Below are 19,024 nucleotides of genomic sequence, written 5' to 3' on the forward strand. Positions count from 1 at the left end.
TGGGGTTTGCTTTCAGTAGCGGATCAGTTGAACTTTGCAGCCGCACTGCGTCTGCAAGCTGATAAATATCCATGCTGGAGTAAAACCTATGGCGGTCCTCGAACAGGAAAACGGCGTTGCGGAAGAGTGCCAGTCGGCCAGTCGACCGCACGTCCAATCGGCTGACGGCATCCTCGACTGCGTCGGCCAAACACCGTTGGTTCAGATGCGTCGCTATCTCGAAGAGCCTAGCGTCGAACTATACGCAAAGCTCGAATCGGCGAACCCGGGTGGAAGTGCCAAAGATCGTCCCGCCACGCGAATGTTGCACCATGCGATACGGCAGGGGGAACTTGCGGAAGGGGCGACGGTGATCGAATCCTCTTCGGGAAACATGGGGATCGGTTTGGCTCAGGCGTGTCGGTTTCACGGCTTGCGATTTATGTGTGTCGTCGATCCGCATGCCCAACCGCAAAACGTGGCGATCATGCGAGCGTTGGGAGCGGAGATCGTACGCGTTGAGCGGCAGGTCGACGGGAGCTTCCTGGCGGCTCGATTACAGCGGGTGCGAGAACTGTTGGAAGTCACTCCCAACAGCTATTGGCCCAACCAATACGCAAACCGCCAGAACCCCATCGCTCACCTGAATGGCACGATTCGCGAGATCGATCGCGATACCGGCGGCGACATCGACTATCTCTTTGTCGCGACCAGCAGCACGGGGACGGCCCAAGGCTGTCGCGACTACTTACGCCGCCACCGTCGCAATACGAAAGTGATCGCTGTCGACGCCAACGGCAGCGTGTTGTTTGGCGGTTCGCCCGGCGAGCGGTTGATTCCTGGATTGGGCGCTGGCCACGAACCTGCTCTCGCCCGCGATCAAACGTTCGACCAAATCGTTCGCGTCTCCGACATCGATTGTGTCGTTGGCTGCCGCCGGGCAGCGGGGCGCGAAGCGATGCTCGTTGGCGGATCGGCGGGCGGGGTTTTAGAAGTTGTTCGATCGATGGAAGCAAACCTGCGCGGCAAGCGTTGTGTCGCGATCCTTCACGATTCGGGGACTCGATACCTGGACACGGTCTTCAACGACGATTGGCTTCAGTCGGCGCTTGGCACAAATGCTGAAGAAGTCGAATCGCGGAGCGATTCGCCAGCACTTTCGTCGACCGAAGCGAGGTCGCAATGAGTGCTCCGCTGGCAGCATCGGTTGCCGTCGGAGATCGATCGAACCTGTCGCACGGGGCGTCGCGGTTCCGGATCGGGATCGTCGGTTGTGGTCCGCGTGGGCTGTACAGTTTGCAATCGCTGAGCGATGAACTGCGGCGAAGTCGCTGTGTTCAAAGCCTATCGATCGACATCTTCGAGCCGTCCGAGTTTCCCGGTGCGGGGAATGTCTACGCGTCCTGTCAGCCTCATTACCTGAAGATGAACTTCGCCGCGAAGCACATCAACGCTTGGGCGGATTCCGGTGAATCGGGGGCTAAACGTCTCGACTTCGTCGGCTGGTTGAAGCAAAGGTACGGGACATCGGTCGATCCAAACGAATTTGCCCCACGAGCGATCGTTGGCGAATATTTGCACGACTGTTACCGAAGAGTTTACGCCGAACTGGAGGAATTCGCGCAGCTGAAGCTTCACCGCTGCAGCGTCTCGCGAGTCGACCGCCGCGACCGGCGCTGGGTTGTGCAGACCGATCGGCTCGAAGCGGAATACGACGAACTGGTTTTGACCGTCGGGCACGAGGGATGGCGGACTCCGCAACCGTCGCAAGGAGAAACGAAGCCGGATTTCATCTCCGCTTTCCCAATCCGGAAGAATCTGTCCGTCGAATCGATCCACCCTCGAGAGACCGTCGCAATCCGAGGTTGCGGTTTGACGTGGATCGACGTCACGCTGGCGTTGACCACCGGACGCAGCGGAGCTTTCATTGTCACGGGAGACAACTGGCGTTATCTGCCCAGCGGCTGTGAACCGCGGCGGATCATCCCCTTTTCGCGCAGTGGGCGACCGATGTTGGCCAAACCGAACGAGTCGCTGTTTCCGCAGCCCGCTGCGTTGGATGCGATCTGGGAACGCGGTCGCGATGCGATCGATGCGCTTCAACTGCCAATCCACCGCTGCGATCGAGAGAGCCAGTTCTGGCAGATTCTGACGCAATCAGCCGCCGCAGCAGTAAACCATTTCCGCGACCGTTCGTTTGGCACGTCGACTGAGGTTCAAAATTGGTTTGACGATTGGTGTCGCGGCACGATGAAACCTGCGACGTCGTTGGCCGCGATGCGTCGTTCGTTTCGCGTCGCAACTGGTCGCGAGGCACCCGATGTTGGATGGGCGATGGGAGCCGCTTGGCGAAACCTGTATCCTGCGATCGTTCGTCAAGTCAGCTATGGCGGACTCGCCGCGGACCAGTGGAAGACGTTTTGGCATATCGCGGCAGAGATGGAGCGAATCGCCTTTGGCCCACCCGCCGACAACGTCGGCCGGATGTTGGCATTGATCGATGCCGGGATCGTCGACCTGCGTTTTCTCACCTCGGAACTGCAGATGGACACTTCGCGCCGCGAGGGAACTTGCACGATCGGCAACGGCATCGATACCGTAGCGGTCGATCGATGCGTCGACGCCGTGCTCCCCTCACCGCTTCAACTTCACAGCTCCGGGCCGCTGCATGGTTTACTGGATGCTGGCACGATTCAGCGGTTGCACGGCAGCGAGGGGATCGAAGTCGATCGCCTGGGGCGTCCGGTGACTGAAAAAGGTCGAGCGGTCGACGGACTGGCGATCATTGGGCGGTCGACAGAAGGCTGTGTGTTGGGCAACGATACGCTCAGCCGAACGCTGCACGATCAACCTCAACGCTGGGCGGCCGGAGTCGCAACAAAAATTCAAAATCGGAAAGAGAACGAATGACCTGTAGCATCGAAACTTCGGATCCCACCGACCGCCAGCGGATCGCCACGCTGAGATCCTTCTGCCAAGGAACGCCCCCGTTGGACGCGGTGTTGGAACCTTGGATGGTCGAACTGTTGAGCGACCGAAGGCCGGAACTCGATGCGGCGTGCGAGCGATTTGGTTCGCCACTGAACGTAATCTCGGCCGAACCGATGGTCCGCAATATCGAGCAACTGAATCGAGTTGCTGCCGAACGCGATCTCCGTTTTCAGGTCTACTTTGCCCGGAAAGCCAACAAGTGTTTGGCGTTTGTCGATGCAGCCAACCGGATCGGGGCGGGGATCGATGTCGCGAGCGAGGCGGAGTGCCAGCAGGCGATCGAGCGTGGCGTGCGCAGTGCGGACATCCTTTGCACCGCAGCGATCAAGCCACGATCGTTGATCCGGTTGTGCGTGCAGAACCGAGTTCCGATTGCGATCGATAACATTGACGAACTTCGGTGCGTCGAAGCGGTGGCGGCGGAACTGGCGATCGAAGCGGAGGTTGCGATTCGGATCAGCGGTTTCGAGCATGAGGGTGAGAAGCTGTTCTCGCGTTTTGGTTTTGATATCGACGAAGCGGGCCATCTGCTCCGCCAGATTCCCGACCCCAGCGGCGAAGCTTCGGTTCGCGTCTGCGGTATCCATTTCCATCTGGATGGTTATAGCGCAGCTCAACGCATTAGTGCGATCCGCCAATCGCTGCCGTTGATCGACCGATTCCGGTCGCTTGGCCATGACGTTCGGTTTCTCGATATCGGTGGCGGTCTACCGATGTGTTATTTGGAGAGCGAGTCGCAGTGGGAAGCGTTTCACGCGGCGCATCGATCCGCACTGCTGGGCGAACGCAAACCGATCACCTTCAAAAATGATGGCCTTGGATTTCTTAACGTCGATGGGAAATTGCACGGCCATCGCAACACCTATCCCTATTACCAATCGCCCACCGCCGCAGCTTGGTTGGCTGGCGTATTGGATGCGGAATTCGAACCGGGGGAAACGCTCGCCGCTGCGATTCGCCAACGGCAGCTGCAGTTGCGATGCGAGCCCGGACGCAGCGTCTTAAACGGCTGTGGCATCACCGTCGCTCGCGTTGAGTTTGTCAAACGCCATCCCAGTGGAGATTCGTTTGTCGGGGTTGCCATGAACCGCACGCAGTGTCGAACCGGCAGCGATGACTTTCTCGTAGATCCCTTGGTGCTACGAACGAACGAAAGTGCAAGCTTGGATCGCAACGAGGCGTTGGCGGGATATTTCGTCGGCGCGTACTGCACCGAATCGGAACTGATCTCGCTGCGACGGTTCCGATTTCCCCAGGGGATTGCTGCCGGCGATCTGGTGGTTTTGCCCAACACCGCCGGCTATTTCATGCACTTTCTCGAGAGTCGGTCGCACCAATTCCCATTGGCAACCAACGTCGTGGTCGATCGCGACGGCGAAGAACTGTTTCGCGTCGACGCGATCGACAGCTAGACTTTGATGACGCCAACCGATCGATCGGTTGGCGTCGCGCGGCAGAAGCGGCTTCCGATTAACGCTCGCCGTAAACCGGAGCCTTCCAGTCCTTGGGAAGCCGTCCCTGCGGGCGGACGCCGGTTGCGTCGGCTGGGATTTTTACATCCTCAGCGGTCTGCAGCGGCATGTCATCGGGGAGGTGCTTGATTTTGAAGTCCTTGTATTGGATCTTCATCGCCGGTCCAACGTGGACCTGAACCGCAAGCACGCCTTCGAGCGCACGTCCGTTTTCGTCGAGATCGATCAGGTCGGCGGTTTTGTGTCCGTCGATCCAATGCTGGTGATGATTGCCACGCACCAGCACTCGGTAGTCGTGCCATTGGTCAGTAGCAAACTCCTTGACCGGCATCTTGTCGACGATCCAAGGTTGCCCCTCGGGATCGATGACAACTTGTTCGCCGGTGTGCGACAAAATCCGGCGGCCGCGTTCCTCGTAGAGCATGCCGTTGTATTTGGGGACATTGGCGACGACGTCGCATTGGTATCCGGTCACGATATCCAGGCCGAGATCGGGACGCGAGGTGCCGCGGTATTGGATACCGCTGTTGCCGCCCGCGGTGACTTTCACTTTCACGCGAAGGTCAAAGTTGCGGACCGTCGAATCCTCCCACGTCAGGAAGCGATTCATTTTCAGCGAGCCATCGGTAACGCCGGTGATCGCGCCATCTTGGACCGACCAATACTTCGGATCGCCCGACCAGTGACGCAGCGTCTTGCCATCGAACAGCCGCACGAAGCCCTCCGCATCGGCGCGAGCTCCGACCATCGCGGCCGCTTCGGGATAAGGGACCGTCGACGACGTGAACTCTCCCTTCAGCGGATCCAACGGTCCACCTAGCTCCTTCACGCGGGCGTCGGTTCGCGCCCGCATCGCCGCCAGGGTCTCTGCGTGTTTCGGATCGCCGGCGAGGTTGGTCAATTCATCGGGATCGTTTTTCAGATCGTGCAGAAATTCGTAGTTGCCGTGGTCGAAGTAGCGAACGTATTTATATTCCGCGTTTCGCAGTCCTTCGAAGGCGGGGATCCGGTGTCGCACGGCGAAGTGTTCGTGAAAGCTTTCGGTCCGCCAGTCGGCCGGCTTTTGATCGGCGACGATCGGTCGCAAGCTGCGGCCCTGATAACGCTTGGGGATCTCCGCGCCGGCCCAATCGACGAAGGTCGCTGGAAGATCGAGATTCAGCGCGATCGCGTCGCTGACTTTGCCACGCTGCGAGCTATCGACGCGAGGGTCGGCGACGATCATCGGGACGCGAAGCGATTCTTCGAAGTGAGACCATTTGCCCGCCAAGCCGCGGTTGCCCATGTGGTAACCGTTGTCGGCGGTGTAGACGATGATCGTGTTGTCGGCCAGTCCGGCGGCTTGCAACGCTTCGAGAAAACGCCCGACAGCCGCATCGATTCCTGTCGTCATGCGGTAGTAGGCGCGGATGTTGGTTTGGTACCTGGCGTCGGTGTTCCATCGCCAGAAAAAGCGTTCGCGGTTGATCGTCGTCCGTAGAAACTCGGGGAGCGCGTCGAAGATCGCTGGATCGTTCAAACGAGGCGGCGCGAGGACGGTGTCCTCGAACTTGCCGTCGACGCCTTGAGGCCACGGGAAGGCGCCGATCCCCGGCCGGCGATCTTTATCTTCGGCGTGGCAAGCGTTGAACCACATGTTCAATGCAAAGGGTTTGTCGGCCGGTTGGTTCTCGATGAACTCGATTCCACGATCGACGATCAGATCGGTCTCGTGACGCAGGCTGCCGTCGGGCATCCGCTTGTAATAAGGGTTCCGCGAGATCGCTTCGAATTCGTCGAAGTGATCCTTTTGCTTAAAGCCACGCGGCATCTTGGCGTGCCATTTCCCAAAGTATCCCGTCCGGTACCCACGCTCGCGAAGGATGTCGCTGTACAGAGTCTCTACGGCGTCGGGACGGGCGAGTTCCGGGTTGGCAGCGGTGCCGTAGCTGCGTCCGGTCAGCCCCGTCAGGATCGTGGTGCGGCTGACCCAACAGATCGACTGAGAGACAAACGCGTTGTCAAATCGCGTGCCGCGAGCGGCCAGGGCGTCGATGTTCGGTGTTTCCGCGGCGGCGTTGCCGTAACATCCCAGCGAGCTACTGGTTTGATCGTCAGCGAAGAAAAAGACGATGTTTGGACGTTCGTCGGCGACGACGTTTCCGCAGCAAATGAGTGCCAACGCACCCAACAGCAGATTGATTTTCATGGCTTTCCGTGGACTTCGATTCGTCGGGGGCTCGATCGATCAAACGCGCGACGTCGCTTGATGGCGACGCCCGATGCGTCGCAGGGGATCGAGGGATGGGTGAACCGAGTTTAGCCGAAGTCCGGCCGCGATGCGCGTCGGACGACGGAGAAAGCCTTCTGGAGGAGTTGGGAGTGGAGGAGTTGGGAACGTTTCCTAGGCGGCTTTGCTGCTGAAGTCGTTGCCGACCAGGCTGCTGTAGAAATCGTTTCTGCCCAGCAATTGATGATGGGTGCCGACGTCGGACAATTCGCCCTGTTCGATGATCGCGACTCGATCGGCCAGTTCCAAAGTGGTCGGTCGGTGAGTGATCATGATGCCGGTTCGATCCTTCAGGAATTCGCTGAGCACATCGTGGATCAGGGCTTCGCTTTCCAGGTCGATCTGGCTGGTCGCTTCGTCGAGGATCAAGATCTCCGGATCTCGCAGAATCGCTCGCGCCAAAGCGAGCCGTTGCATCTGGCCGCCGCTAAGGTGCATGCTGCCGCAGCCTAGCAGGGTCTGGTAGCCATCGGGCATCTTGCTGGTGATAAATTCATCGGCGTGGGCTCGCTTGGCCGCCTGGATCGCTTGCTCTTCGGTCGCTCCTGGCGTTCCGTAGCGGATGTTGTTGAGGATCGTATCCTCGAACAAAAACGTCCGTTGGGTGACCAGTCCGATGCGGCGACGCAGATCTCGCAACCGGATCTCGTTGATCGGCACATCGTCGATCGTGACGCTGCCCGATTGAGGATCGTAGAAACGGCACAACAGATTGATCAGCGTGCTTTTACCCGAACCGTTGGGGCCGACGATCGCAATCGTTTCCCCTTGTTTGATCTCAAGGTTCAATCCCTTGAGCGTCACGGGGCCCGAAGGATAAGAGAACTGGATGTCGTTGAAGGCGATCTTTTGATGGCTGCCGGCGAGGCTCTTCGGTTCCGCCGGATCGACGACGCGAATCGGTTGGTCCAGGACTTCGAAGATTCGATCGGCGGCAGCGATGCCGCGTTGCAGAACGCTCCAGACATCGGTCAGTTTCCGCGCCGGGTCGGTCGTCCCGATCAGGAAGGCGAAAAACAGCAAGACCTCTGCGAACCCGAGTTCGGTGTAGGTCATGCGGATTCCCAGCAAGTGGGTCTTTTGGTTCAGCACCAGATAGCCGCCAGCGATGATCGCCAGCGAAATCATCGCCATCCCCAACAGCTCGGTCGCGGGGCGGGTGAGCGAATGATACCAAGAGGCCTTCATCGACTTGGAATAACAGAGCTGAGCGGAGCGCGAGAAACGAGCTCGCTCGAAGCCTTGGGTGTTGTACGCTTTGACGACTTTGATGCCAGCAAATGCTTCGTTCAGCACGCTGAACATCTGCGTCATCTCTTCCATCACGCGGCGGCTGGCGCGGCGGATCGATTTGCTGAGCACCGAGATCACCCAAGCCATCAACGGGGCGACAACCATGACCAGCAACAGCAGTCGCCAGCAGACAATCGCGGCGCCGGCGACGCAGACGATCATCTTCATCGGTTCGCGGATCGTGCGTCCAAACAGGACGTTGATCCCGGTGGCAATATTGCCAACGTCGTTGGTCAATCGAGCGGTCAGGCTGCTGGAGCCGTTGTCGCCGAAGCTGTCGAGGTCCAACCGCAACGACTGGCGAAACAGCATGTTTCGCACATCCATGCAGGTCCGTTCGGAGACCTCTTGGACCAGCATCAAGTTGGCGGTCAGGGCGACTAATTTGATCGCCGTGCCGATCATCAGCACCACGATCAACATCACCAGAACTTGGAACGGGCTGTCGGGCATTTTTTCAGCCCACGGTCGTGCCCATGCCAGCGCATCGGCTTTGCGCAACTCGAGCTCGCGTTTGGAGTTCTGCCACAGGATCTTGTTATCGATCTGTTGCCGTTGATCGTCGTTGGCTGCGGATTCGCGTTGCTGCGCCAGTTGTTCCAAATCAGCATCGATTTGGGTGATCTGAACGTCCAGCTTCGCCTGTTCTTTCGCGACGTAGCTGGAGACTCCTTCGCCCTCGAAGACGATCTCGATCATCGGGTACAGCGTACCGATGTTCAGGCCCCACAGCAAAGCGACGAAGGCTGACGACAGGACAACGCCAGCGATTGCCAAACGTTGCTTAAACGAGATCCGCAGGATGCGGCAAAAATTTCGCATGGATGAGCGACCGTCCTTGATCGCGAGAGATATACGGGAAATCCAATCAGATGCAATCGTAGGAATGCTTATCGTTTGACGCAAGGGAAATATTCAGTCGCGATGGGTTTGCTAGCGATAGCAGTTGTCCGTCGGTTAACGATTGTGGGGGTTACGAAGAGCCGGGCAATCGTCCGTTTTCGGCGATTTCATCGGTCGGTCGACAGGTTGCGCAGCGACGCCCGCAGCGCGATCGGGCGAACCACCAAGACAAACGAGGGGAAAACAGGATAGGCATCGATTCGCCAATAGCCACCGCGGGCCGAAGGTCCAGCAATTTGCATAGCCCAGCCTGCAGGGCTGGGTATCGGCCGGAGGCCCGTCGCGTCCCAGGTCCCGACAGGTGAATTGGGACAACGGCCCGGGGGGCGCTCATCTATCGGGCCTTCAGCCCAGAAGGTTTTGAAATTGTCGCGGCCTAAACCCAGGCCGATGGCCTGGGCTATGCAAATGGTCGAGCCTTCGGCCCTGATTCGGCGTGTCCCTGATGGGGGCGAGCGATATGGCAAACGAAAGGGACAGGCACATTCCGCCGCCATCCACCGCGGGCCTAAGGTCCAGCAATTTGCATAGCCCAGCCTGCAGGGCTGGCCAATGGCCGGAGGCCCGTCGCGTCCCAGGTCCCGACAGGTGAATTGGGGCAACGGCCCGGGGGGGCGCTCATCTATCGGGCCTTCAGCCCAGAAGGTTTTGAAATTGTCGCGGCCTAAACCCAGGCCGATGGCCTGGGCTATGCAAATGGTCGAGCCTTCGGCCCTGATTCGGTGGCAAACGAAAGGGACAGGCACATTCCGCCGCCATCCACCGCGGGCCGAAGGTCCAGCAATTTGCATCGCCCAGCCTGCAGGGCTGGGTAACGGCCGGAGGCCCGTCGCGTCCCAGGTCCCGACAGGTGAATTGGGGCAACGGCCCGGGGGGCGCGCATCTATCGGGCCTTCAGCCCAGAAGGTTTTGAAATTGTCGCGGCCTAAACCCAGGCCGATGGCCTGGGCTATGCAAATGGTCGAGCCTTCGGCCCTGATTCGGCGTGTCCCTGATGGGGGCAAGCGATATGGCAAACGAAAGGGACAGGCACATTCCGCCAACAGCCACTGCGGGCCGAAGGTCCAGCAATTTGCATAGCCCAGCCTGCAGGGCTGGGTATCGGCCGGAGGCCCCCAACACACTCTGATCAGGCGAAGGGCCAACGGCCCGGGGCTGAGCTATCGCGCAACGGCTAAACTGCTTTGATACAAACGCTCAATAGCCGTAAGGTGAAATGAACAGCCCCCATACCAATTCACTCGCCCGGGTTTAAGATACCGACAGCGGAAAAAGATCGCTTCCTGGTGCCAACTGGATAAACGCAATATGATCACTCCCATGAATCCCCCCCGAATTGGCAAACCGCGTTGGCTGTGTCTGATTTTGATCGTCGCGATTCTCTGTGCCCCTTGGGCAAAGGCGAACGCACAGGACGACACGGGCCCCCGAGCATTGTCCCGAGCGTTTCAGAACGCAGCCAAATTGGCGACCGCTTCGGTGGTGACCGTCGTCGCCTACGGACAGAACCTGGATGACCAGGGGATGCCGGTCGGAGCGGACGAGGCGGACGACTTCGATATCGAATCTCCCGACGATGGCGATGAGCTCTCCGATTTGGATGACATCCCGCACACCAAAGAGATGCTGCCGGCGACCGGGTTGGGATCGGGAGTAATCCTGACGGCCGAGGGGCTGATCATCAGCAACAATCACGTGATTCGCGACGCTCGCCGAGTGATCGTACGGTTGCACGATGGACTGGAAGTCACCGCGACGAAGGTGTTGGGCGATCCGGCCAGCGACATTGCCATCATTCAAATCGAGACCGAAGAAACATTGATTCCGGCCAGGTTAGGGAATTCCAAAGATCTGCAGATCGGGGAATGGGTGCTAGCGATCGGCAGCCCGTTTCGCTTGGATGCAACCGTCAGTGCGGGGATCATCAGCGCGATCGGCCGCCGCTTGGACGCGATTCGCCGCGGTCGTTTGCTGCAGACCGATGCGGCGATCAACCCGGGCAACTCGGGAGGTCCGTTGATCAATCTCGATGGCGAGGTGGTTGGGATCAGCACCGCGATCGCGACCCGCAGCGGCGGTTACCAAGGCATTGGTTTTGCGGTCCCGATCAACCAAGCGAACTGGATCGCTCGCGAGTTGGCCGAATTTGGCGAAGTCCGCCGCGCGTCGATCGGTTTGTCGTTGGCGATGTTAAATGCGCGGATCGCTCGTCAGTTGGAACTGCCGATGAAGACGGGGATCTTGGTCGTCGCGGTCACTAAAAATCATGCCGCTGCCAAAGCCGGTGTCGAACCCTATGATGTGATCTTGGAATTTAATGGCCAAGCAATCGTCAAGCCTCGCGATTTACAAGAGGCGATCGAACGCGAACCGATCGGGTCGACGCAGCAGTTGACATTGTTCCGCAAAGGGGAACGTTTGGAACTGACAGTCACCCTGGAAGCCGCTCTCTAGAATCCTCTTTCGCGGCGGCTTGTTCGCGATACGTTCTCCCCCTGCATTCCTTCCTCGACAAACTTTAACCCAGCGATCCCTATCGTGCTCGAAGCCTTCTTAGAACATTTTTTTGCGTTCGATCTACTCACCTGGTTGCACACCGCCCCGTGGATCTTAATCGCGTTGGGATTGGTCGTCGGCGTGTTGATGCTGGGCAAATCGGCAGACGTGTTGGTCGATGAAGCGACCGAGTTGTCGTTGAAGTTGGGGATGCCACGGGTGATCGTGGGAGCGACGATCGTCAGTCTTGGCACCACCACTCCCGAAGCTGTCGTCAGCGTAATGGCGGCGATCGGCGGAACGCCAGGCTTGGCTTTGGGGAACGCTGTCGGATCGATCATCTGCGACACCGGTCTGATCCTGGGCGTCGCGTGCCTGATCGCGCCGATTCCTTTGGACCGTTGGTTGGTCAATCGCCAGGGTATGGTTCAATTTGGTGCCGGATTGTTGTTGATCGGGATGTGTGTGCCATGGACCCGATTGGGGACCATGATGACCGAGGGAGGCGTGTTGCCGCAGTGGGGCGGTTTCATGTTCCTGGGACTGCTGGCGGTCTACGTCTTGTGGTCGATCCACGTTGCCAAATCGAAAGGTGTCAGCGACGAACCATCCGATGAGAGCGGAGAACCGGAGGCGGTTCGATCGACGGTGGGGATGGTCTTCATGCTGCTGGTCGCCACGTTTTTTGTCGTCGTGTCGTCGGAGATTTTGATCTCCGCAGCGATCGAGACGGCCGCGCGTTTAAATGTTCCCGAAGGAGTGATCGCGGCGACGTTGGTCGCGTTTGGCACCTCGCTGCCCGAGTTGACGATCGCAGTCACCGCCAGCTTAAAAGGTCGCGGCGAATTGGCGATCGGCAACGTGATCGGTGCCGACATCTTGAACGTGTTGTTTGTCGCTGGAGCCGCCGCGGCGGTCACGCCCGTTGGTCTCAACGCGGCGCCGGAGTTTTTCCGAGTCCAGTTCCCCGCGATGTTAGCGGTCTTGATCACCTTCCGCGTGGCGATCATGTGTGCCAAGGGAGACCAATTGCCCCGCTGGGCCGGCGGTCTGTTAGTCGGCTTCTATTTCGCCTACCTCGGCTTCAGTTTCGTGATGCGGTAGCAGGCGTCCAATGGCCCTGCGCTAAGGCTTGTCGATGTTAATTAGCCGTTTGGGCGTTAGCCCCGGTTCCCAGGCCACCAAACCGGGGCTAACGCCCAATCGGCTAATTTAAGGCAGCTCGTTGTGACTAAATCGACAAGCCGGCTAGCGATTCCCAGATCCAGCGTCCCAAAGAGCGACGTTGGCATTGCAGCCGCACAAAGGCTCGCTGCCCGCAGCGCAGCCGCAGGCTTTGCGTTTCGGTCAGCGAGACGTAGGCGTTGATCCGCGGTTCGCACAACTCAAAACGATCCTCTTCGGATTTGATCACCGCCAGGCTGCCGCCGTAGGGAGCGATCAACGCGTCGTCGGGAACAACCTGCGACGCCCGCGATTCGGCGTGAGCGAGATGGGCTTTCCAGGCAGGCTGCCGATGGACGATCACGGTTACCGGCATCTGGCTGCCGTCGTCGCTGAAGTTGGCTTCGCGTTGACTCAGCGAAACCTTCAATCGCTTCCGCTGCTCGAATCCGACAGCTCCCAATTCATCGCCTTGCTGAACGTAACAGCTCTGCAAGAGCTCCAGTTGGCGAGCCACGATCCGACCGTCGCTCGGTGCGCGGACGATCAGGCTGTCGACCTCGGTCTGTTTCTGTTGCCTCTGCTGACGCAATCCGATCAGCCGGGATTTGGCATCGGCTGACTGCGATAGGTCACCGTTCCAACGCGCTCCGCGGAGTTCCTGTTCCAGTTGCAACAGTTCTTTATTCAGCATTCCCAACCGCTGTTGCAGTTCGTCGTTGCGGAGCGTTGCGATCGGTTGGCCGGCGACGACGCGGTCGCCATCGCGAACATGAACGCTGTCGACAAATGCATCCAGCGGAGCGCGGACGATCGCGGGAGGATCGTATTGGACAACCGCCGGAGTGGTCTGGCGCAAATCGGCAGGAACAATAAACAGCAACAGCATCGCGATCGACACCAGTCCGCCCAGCCGAATCGCCAACCGCGCGGCAAACAATTTGCCTTCTCGGTGCAGTTGCCGCAGATGTTGGCTCAATCGCCACAGCGGCAACAGTGCAAAAGAGATCGCGCCGGCGGCGGCGATCAAAATTCCCGCGCCATGAAAAATGGCCGCTGCGGCCAACGTCATTCCCGAGACGGTGAACACCCGGTAGACGGCTGCGGCAAGTCCATAGACTTTTACCCAGACGGGATCCCCCGCGGGCATCGCTGGCTGGCGTGGATCGAGCCCCAGCACGTAACGAGATCCCCAAAACCGCGCGTACGATTGGCCGTATCCGTACAGATTGTCGATGCCGGTGATGTCGGCCAGAGCAAAGTAGCCATCGAACTTCAGCAGCGGGTTGAGGTTAAACAGGATCGAACTGATCGAGGCTAATAGAAAGAGGTCGGCGGCGGCTTGTTGAAGCGGCAGGGATTCGGTCAGATTCCAGGCCAGCAGTGCCAGACCGGCAACCGCCAACTCGACCGCCACGCCGGCAAGGGTTACATGCAACCGCTGCCACCGCGAACGAAACCTCCATGCCGAGGAGACGTCGACGTAGGCGATCGGCATCAGCAGGATGATCGCAAGTCCGGCATCGCGGACCGTACCGCCATACGACTTGCAGGTCCCAGCGTGCGCCGATTCGTGGACGATTTTTAGACCGACCCAAGCGATCGCTAGCCACAGTCCGCGCCAGGGCGTTAACAAGTTCTCGTAGCTGGCGAAGAAGTCGCTCCATTGCCCGGTCATCAACAGCAGACCAAAGACCAGAACCGCTAAACCGGACAACTGCGTCTGCCATGAAAAGAGCCAGCGGCAGCGAGGGACCCAGGCGGTCAGGATCCGATCGGGATCCAACAGCGAAGCTTTCCAAAAATAGCAGCGTCCCAGCAACGCGAGGCATCGCCCCGGCAGCGGTGTCGGGGCGACAGCAGCACCGCCGGTCGCGGCCGCCGTTCCGGTCAATTCATTTTTGATCAGCCACTGGCAAAACGCGGCGGCCGATTCGCGAGACCAATCGCTGGCCGGGCGATCGGCGGTATCGTGTTTCCTCGCATTCCAGACAGCTTCGGGAGTCGCACCGCCGGTCACTGCGGCAAGGAACGCTTGTTCGTCGGGCCCAAGTCGATAGAAGCGATGGTTGTGAGGATCTTCGAGGACACATCCGCCCGCGTCGTCGCTGCGCGGATGCAGGACGAGATCGTCGCGCAATCGCAGGCTCTCTGGCAGGGGCGTCTTCGCTGGCGCTTCGCCGTGGTTTGTCATCTCACCACCCAATCAAACCGCGGAGCGCGTCGTAGGGTCGATGAAACAACAACCAAGCGACCGATCGACGTCCGGCTTGGATACTGGCGGTGCCATGCATCCCGGGGCGAAGTGCAAGGTCTTGATTATCGATGGCAGCTTCGGCGATGAAGACGCTCGCCTCGTCGCGGATTTCGCTGCGTGGATGGATCTGCGTCAGGTGAGCCTGATGATACGCTCCGGCGACGGCGTCCAAGCGGATCGACGTCGGCATGCCGATCTGTACGTTGGCGATGTCCGATTCGGGGATCGCGATCTCGGCGACCAATCGATCCAACGGAGCGATCTCGAACAGATTTTCGCCGACCTGCAACGGGATCCCCTCGGCGCGTTCCAGATCGCCGCTGACGACAACACCTGCGATCGGCGAACGGATTTCGAGATTCTGTTCACGCGACTTGAGCATTTGGATCTCGCTGTGGAGATGTTGCACCTCCAGCCGCTCGAGCTGCGACTTGGAACCATCGCCGCTGGAGAGGGCGGCAGCACGGCGTTGGAGGGCTTGGTCGATCTTGGCTTGCAAGCTGGCGATCTGGGCCAGCAGGTCGCCGCCATCGAGAATCGCAAGGACCTGTCCGGCGTCGACGGAGTCTCCCGGACCAACAAGCGACTGCTGCAGCTTGCCATCAAACGGCGCAACGACAAAACGGCGCAGCGCCGGTTCACAGGTCACGGCGCACTGGATCGAATGCTGCCAAGGAATCGCACCGATCAACAGCGCGGCGAAGCCGATCGCAAGGATCCAGCGAGCGTCTTGCTTTTGCTTGGCAGCCCAGGTGCGAAGGCGTTCGACAAGAGCGAGGTTGGGGGCGGATGCGTTATCGCGCGGCGTGGGCTCGGTGGCGGTGGAGTCGCCCGTTTGCGATGGCGGCACGGATTCCAAGCGATGGATGATCGCTAGATGAGCCGCCGCCAGTTCGACTTCACGCGTCCGCGCTTCGAACCACTGGGCTGCATTGCCGCGGTTTTCACAGCCGAACAGGATCGAAATCGCTTCGGCATCGACGGTCGGCAGGACCGCCGCGACCAGGAACTGTTGCTGGCTGGAGGAGACGATCCGCGATTGAGTCTCGGCTGTCGTCATCGCTTGCAGCGCCAAGGCGGCTGCTTTTTGGCGGATCTCCGGCGAATTGTCGCCTCGCAACGATAGCCCTTTCAATTGCCCGTCGGAGGTCTGCGACCAATGCGTGACGCTGCTCGCGTCGTACCGGGCAAACAGCCGCTGGATCAACGACGCCATCAATTGAACGCTTACCGAACCGCTGGAAGTGCGAATCGGCTCGGGCTGTGGCAATGGCGGGTTCGCTGCGGTTGCGGCGCTACCCAAATTTGGAGTCCGGCGCGGCGCGGCGACGCTGGCTGCCGGGGAGTCGATGACCACGATCTGCCCCGCTTATTTCAGTTGCATGGTGAGTTGTGGCTGATCCGCTGCGTGGGCATTCGGATCCGCGTTGAGATCCAAAAGATGGCATCGCGAACCGGCATTCAGCAAGCGGTCGTCGTTGTCGACGCGAACCTTGACCGTATACGTATTCGTCTCGCCATCGGGGAAGGGAGAGACGAAGTAGATCGAACCTCTTGCCCGACGGTTCGCATCGACAAAGTGCACCGTCGCTTGGCTGCCAACTTGGATCTCGGGACGACGCTCGCGTGGCACCAGGAAATTGACTGACAAGACGTTCAACTGGGCCAGTTCGCAAACTTGAGGGTCGACCGGACCCACATATTCTCCCTCTTCTTTGAGAAATTGAACGATCACGCCATCGAAGGGAGCGGCGATGCAATATTGATCCGCTTCGGCTGTCAGCTTGTTGAACTCGGCCTTTCGTTGCAGCTGCTTCTCTTCCACTGTCAACACATTGGCTTCGGCCAAGGCAACCTGTTCGCGGGCTTGCAGCAGTTCGACGGGAGTGGCGTGCTGGCGATCGGCGAGGGTTTCGATCCGCTGCAGTCGGGTCTGCCGCGCGGCGAGTTCCGCTTGAGCTGTTGCCAATTCACCGCGAGCCTGCATTGCGGTGCGGCTGATTTGAATCAGCTTTTGGTGGACCGAAGAGTCTAGCTTTACCAGGCAGTCGCCCTTGGACACCTCGCTCCCTTCGGCGACGCTGCGGACGTCGACGATCCCGGTCACCGAAGCTGCGACGCGAGCCGATCGGAACGGCTGACTGAAGCCTTCGATCGGGGTGTATTCGTAATCGCTGGTGGTTGGTGGGAACTGCGCCACGGCAACTTGGCCATGGACGCTGACCAGACCGACCACGGCGACCAGGTAGAGGATAGACCTGTTGAACATGGCTCGTTTCGGGTTGGAGTGTTGGGACGGCAACCTTACAAAACGCTGTGTTTTGTTTGCTACCGAAACGTACCGCCCAAATTGGTGAGGACCCGATCGGTTCGCTTAAATGGAACGAAAGCGTGGCGGCTTGCGGCAACGAGTTTGCCGAATGCGCCGGATGTTCCGAACGTCCTAGTTTCCACCGGGGTGGGAGAAGGAGACGAGTGCTCCGGTCGCCCGTTGGACCTCGATCAAGCTGCGATTGTATTGCGTGATCGATTGCAGCAGCGCCAGTTCTTCGCGCAACAAACGGTCTTGGCCGTTGAGAAGATCGTCCAGCTGCAGTTGTCCCAGCCGTGGATCGTTGCCCAGCAGTTGCCAGCGATCCTCGAGGTATTTGATTTCGGCCTGGACCGCGGCAAGCGATTCGCGGCGGCTGATCGCGGCGGCGTGCGACGCGCGGAGATTGCGGATCGCGATCTCCACCTCGGCTCGAATGTTACCCGTCTTTTCGCGAATCAACATCGTCAATTGAGTTAATTCGTATTGCCGCTGACGGACCAAGCTGTGGGCGGTTCGGTTGCGGTAGGGAAGCAGGTATTGCAGCCCTCCGCCAAAACCGGGGCGGCCGTCGGTAAACTGGTTAGCCCAGGCGCCGGCGATATCAGACGATCCCTGCCGCCCGGCCAGCTGGCCTTGGAGGACAAGGTTCAATTGCGGCCTGGTTTGGTCTTGGGCGAGGTTCAAGCGGACCTGCGTCGCGTTGACCAGTTCGTGCAGTTCCAGGATCTCGGGCCGCCGCTGGATAGCCACCGCGACTTCGCTTTCGATGTTGAAGTCGACGGGAACGATCACCGCGGGCTGCGTCGGCAGTAATTCGGCCTGCCCCGATTCGCTGAACGATGGTGCGTTGACCAGCGACCGCAAGCGGGATTCTTGGTTTTTGATATTCGCTTCGGCCAGCGACAGTTCGGCTCTGCGGTTGGCGACCGCTGCTTGGGCTCGCAAAACCTGGCTGCGAACCGAATCGAGCGATTGCCGATGCTTCAATTGTTCGGCGATTCGTTGGGCGCGGTCGAGATGTCGCTGGCGAATCAGTAGATTGGCTCGCTCGACATACAGCGACCAGTAAGCGTTGGCGACATCAAATAACTGGGTCAGGATCGCGTCGGTATATTTGGCTTGGGCCGCGGCGGTGTCGAATTGAGCGGTCAGGATCAGGCTGCGATTGGCGTCGATATGGCGTCCCTGCAACAACGGCTGGCTCCAGTTGGCGAACAGCCCCGCGGAACCTTGGTTGTTGGGTAGGAAGAAGGTGGAATTGCTGTTCTTGTGGCCGATGCTTTGCCCGAAGCCATAGCTGCCGCCGGATTCGGTTTGCCCCCGCAGCCCCGCTTCGGTTCCCAGCAGTTCGTCTTCCAGTCGGGGCGGGCCACCGGTTGTCAGCGTATTTTCAACGGGATCGCTGGTGCTGTTGAGATCGCTGTCGCTGTAGATCAGGGGATCGTAGACGCCTCGCGCCTGTTCGATCTGAGTTCCGCTGATCCATGGCGTTTGCGCGACTGCTTGGACTCGCGCCGAGTGCTGCACGGTTAACGAAAACAGCATCATCAGATCGACTGGGATCGTGTGCGATGCGTGCCGCAGCGGGGTCGAGGTGGGGGCGACCCACCATTCGATCTGGCCGATGGGCGGGATTGCCGGGGCGACGGCAGGATGCGGCAGCGACGCGAGGGGACCGGTATCCGAGGCCCAGGCGGCGAGCATCTGCGATGTTGTGGCCGTGATCGGCTGTCGCGCCGGAGCTGCTGACAGCGTGTTCACCCGCGGCAGCAGCAAGCGAGTCGCCGGAGCATCGGTCTGCGCATTAACGATCCCGGTGCCGCTCACGAAGATCGCGAGCGTCACTATAAGGATGTGCAATTGCGGTAGGTGAACAGATGTCATCT

At 59.6% G+C, this 19,024-nt stretch carries 12 protein-coding genes; 5 read left to right on the top strand and 7 right to left on the bottom strand.

Annotation, left to right across the window (positions count from 1 at the left end; all coding sequences use genetic code 11):
- Nucleotides 1-88 precede the first annotated feature (88 nt).
- The 3 genes from sbnA to CA51_RS09510 are packed head-to-tail and all read left to right on the top strand — an operon-like array spanning nucleotide 89 to nucleotide 4,382.
- Nucleotides 89-1,165, top strand: coding sequence for a 2,3-diaminopropionate biosynthesis protein SbnA (sbnA, locus tag CA51_RS09500; RefSeq protein WP_145119983.1), 1,077 nt, complete (start codon nucleotides 89-91; stop codon nucleotides 1,163-1,165).
- A complete protein-coding gene (locus CA51_RS09505) occupies nucleotides 1,162-2,889 on the top strand; it encodes an FAD/NAD(P)-binding protein (protein ID WP_145119985.1) in 1,728 nt (575 codons plus the stop codon). Before sbnA ends, CA51_RS09505 begins: the two co-directional genes overlap by 4 nt.
- Complete coding sequence (locus CA51_RS09510) at nucleotides 2,886-4,382, top strand: Y4yA family PLP-dependent enzyme (protein WP_145119987.1); 1,497 nt, start codon at nucleotides 2,886-2,888, stop codon at nucleotides 4,380-4,382. Before CA51_RS09505 ends, CA51_RS09510 begins: the two co-directional genes overlap by 4 nt.
- A 58-nt stretch (nucleotides 4,383-4,440) precedes the next feature.
- Here CA51_RS09510 and CA51_RS09515 read toward each other — a convergent pair whose 3' ends face one another.
- The 3 genes from CA51_RS09515 to CA51_RS26345 all read right to left on the bottom strand — a co-directional run bounded on the left by CA51_RS09515 (nucleotide 4,441) and on the right by CA51_RS26345 (nucleotide 9,149).
- The gene (locus CA51_RS09515) at nucleotides 4,441-6,630 is read right to left on the bottom strand and encodes a sulfatase-like hydrolase/transferase (protein ID WP_145119989.1); all 2,190 of its coding nucleotides are present in this window, start codon (nucleotides 6,628-6,630) and stop codon (nucleotides 4,441-4,443) included.
- Between the two features lie 195 nt (nucleotides 6,631-6,825).
- A complete protein-coding gene (locus CA51_RS09520; RefSeq protein ID WP_145119991.1) occupies nucleotides 6,826-8,826 on the bottom strand; it encodes an ABC transporter ATP-binding protein in 2,001 nt (666 codons plus the stop codon).
- A gap of 188 nt (nucleotides 8,827-9,014) precedes the next feature.
- Entirely contained in the window at nucleotides 9,015-9,149 is a 135-nt protein-coding gene (locus CA51_RS26345; protein ID WP_261343075.1) for a hypothetical protein, read from the bottom strand.
- A gap of 1,078 nt (nucleotides 9,150-10,227) precedes the next feature.
- Between CA51_RS26345 and CA51_RS09525 the strand changes: the two genes are divergently transcribed.
- Together CA51_RS09525 and CA51_RS09530 are read left to right on the top strand one after the other, a co-directional pair.
- Nucleotides 10,228-11,361, top strand: coding sequence for a S1C family serine protease (locus tag CA51_RS09525; RefSeq protein ID WP_197451711.1), 1,134 nt, complete (start codon nucleotides 10,228-10,230; stop codon nucleotides 11,359-11,361).
- An 84-nt stretch (nucleotides 11,362-11,445) separates the two neighbouring features.
- Complete coding sequence (locus CA51_RS09530) at nucleotides 11,446-12,507, top strand: calcium/sodium antiporter (protein ID WP_197451712.1); 1,062 nt, start codon at nucleotides 11,446-11,448, stop codon at nucleotides 12,505-12,507.
- Between the two features lie 127 nt (nucleotides 12,508-12,634).
- Here the strand turns inward: CA51_RS09530 and CA51_RS09535 are convergent, their stop codons facing one another.
- The 4 genes from CA51_RS09535 to CA51_RS09550 form a co-directional block, all read right to left on the bottom strand.
- Nucleotides 12,635-14,761, bottom strand: coding sequence for a biotin/lipoyl-binding protein (locus CA51_RS09535; protein WP_145119995.1), 2,127 nt, complete (start codon nucleotides 14,759-14,761; stop codon nucleotides 12,635-12,637).
- A 1-nt stretch (nucleotide 14,762) separates the two neighbouring features.
- Nucleotides 14,763-16,181: an efflux RND transporter periplasmic adaptor subunit gene (locus tag CA51_RS09540; protein ID WP_145119997.1), complete on the bottom strand. Its 1,419-nt coding sequence runs from the start codon at nucleotides 16,179-16,181 to the stop codon at nucleotides 14,763-14,765.
- Between the two features lie 12 nt (nucleotides 16,182-16,193).
- The gene (locus CA51_RS09545) at nucleotides 16,194-17,093 is read right to left on the bottom strand and encodes an efflux RND transporter periplasmic adaptor subunit (protein ID WP_145119999.1); all 900 of its coding nucleotides are present in this window, start codon (nucleotides 17,091-17,093) and stop codon (nucleotides 16,194-16,196) included.
- A 174-nt stretch (nucleotides 17,094-17,267) separates the two neighbouring features.
- On the bottom strand, nucleotides 17,268-19,022 hold the full coding sequence (locus tag CA51_RS09550; protein ID WP_145120001.1) for a TolC family protein: 1,755 nt from the start codon (nucleotides 19,020-19,022) through the stop codon (nucleotides 17,268-17,270).
- Nucleotides 19,023-19,024: the final 2 nt, after the last annotated feature.

Source organism: Rosistilla oblonga (assembly GCF_007751715.1).
GTDB lineage: Bacteria > Planctomycetota > Planctomycetia > Pirellulales > Pirellulaceae > Rosistilla > Rosistilla oblonga.